The organism is Sunxiuqinia indica, from assembly GCF_009847015.1.
Classification (GTDB): Bacteria; Bacteroidota; Bacteroidia; order Bacteroidales; family Prolixibacteraceae; genus Sunxiuqinia; species Sunxiuqinia indica.
On the sequence record NZ_WVEM01000036.1, the window covers coordinates 1 to 1,615 of the forward strand.

1 protein-coding gene is annotated in these 1,615 nt (G+C 40.6%); it reads right to left on the bottom strand.

Annotation, left to right across the window (positions count from 1 at the left end; genetic code table 11):
* Positions 1-217 precede the first annotated feature (217 nt).
* Positions 218-1,516 carry an IS1380 family transposase gene (locus GR929_RS21710; RefSeq protein WP_159523925.1) on the bottom strand — a complete coding sequence of 433 codons (1,299 nt, stop codon included), beginning with the start codon at positions 1,514-1,516 and terminating at the stop codon, positions 218-220.
* Between the last annotated feature and the right edge of the window lie 99 nt (positions 1,517-1,615).

Here is a 1,615-nt window from a genome sequence, read left to right on the forward strand (position 1 = left end):
TTAACCCGCATTATTCATCAGCCAAAGAATCGGACATTGTAATTTGCGGGGTTTTATTTTTGATCGTTGGATTTAATAAAAATTGCGTCAAATTCTGATGGGGATATAAATACAAGGGCATTATCTGTATTCTATTCGGCTATTTTTGTTCTAAAACCCTCATTTTTTGACAACAGGGCATAGCAATCCCATTGTTGCTTTTATTGCTGCTGTATATTTATTGAAAGATCAGTTGCCGAAACAGTTCCTGATGTACAAACGCTTTTGAAAAGCGATAGTACACTCTTCTTTTTGTTATTTTTATGGTTGCCCCAATTTTCAACAACGATACCCTGATGGTATCAACCTGCCATTTTTTTGCCAATTCAAAACCTGTTTTCTTTATTGCTTCTTTCAGGAGTAAAAATATTTCGTAAGCTAAACTGCTAAGGAACAGGCGAAGAAAATTTGCCCAAAAGCCATGGTCCGACAACCGGTCTGAAAAACACATGTTCTTCACCTCCTTGATCCTGTTTTCGCTGGCCTCACCCCTTTTTACATAAAACCCGAAATAGACACTCCGGGCATCGGCTTGTTCCATATTACTTACAATATGCCTGATGTTTAATCCCTTGCCTGTGCTTTCTATTTTTGAATAACATTGTTGTGGTTTATGCCAGCTCCCCGCCTGATAGGTAAAGCTTATAAAATGTTGGTGCTTGATATTATTGGAAACAAATAAATGGCGGACAGCTTTCTCTGCCCTGGCCGTTTTCTTCTTCAATGTTTCGTTTGAGGCCAGGCCAATAGCAAACTGAAGGTTAAAGTCATCTGCCAGTTGATAGAAAGCAGGGCAACTGAAACCACTGTCGGCACGGATAACGATTTCTATTTTAGGGTAAGCTGCCCTTATTTTTTTCAATATCCGTTTTAAAATGGCAACATACCATTTATTGGAGTGGCTGTTTCCCGGGCGTAAGATTGGGGCAATTATTTGCCCGGTATCCCCATCGTGGAAAAACAATTCGTTGTACATGAACTGGCCATAATAGCCGTTGAACATCGACAATTGCTGGGCCCCATGAGTGGGGTCATCGGTGCCATCAATGTCGATCACAACCTTTTTCCTGTTTCCCAGGGTGCTTACATAACGGTCGGTCCAGGCATGGCACAAAGCAAAAACAGAATGCTTGTCAAAACTATTTTCAAACCTTGACATGGTAGGCTGGGAAGCTAACTCTCCATCAAGGATATCTTTTAACAGCGGATCGTTCTTCAGGTATTGGACGTCATTGGCATCTTCGTAACCTTGTATCAGGGTGAAAACCCGCTGCTTCAAAAGCTTTTCAATGGGATGAACTATACGAAAGGGATCACGATGATCGGGGATCACCTGGCTAAAATAGTGCAATATGCGGTTTTTCCTTTCAAGTTTTTCCAGCAGTAGTACGGCTCCGTCAGAACTAACTTCATCTGCTGAAAAATTCATGCTTATTGCTGTCCTGCCTCGGTAAAAAACGGTATCTTTATTGCTCATAAATGGGTGCGTTAGAAAGTGTTGTTGTTTTGCTTAATATACTTAAAGATAACACTTTGCACCCATTTTATTGTACTCGAGATGAATAATTCGGGTTAA

Coding starts and splice junctions, on each gene's coding strand:
- GR929_RS21710 (WP_159523925.1), bottom strand. CDS start 1,516: ATGAGCAATAAAGATACCGTTTTTTACCGAGGCAGGACAGCAATAAGC.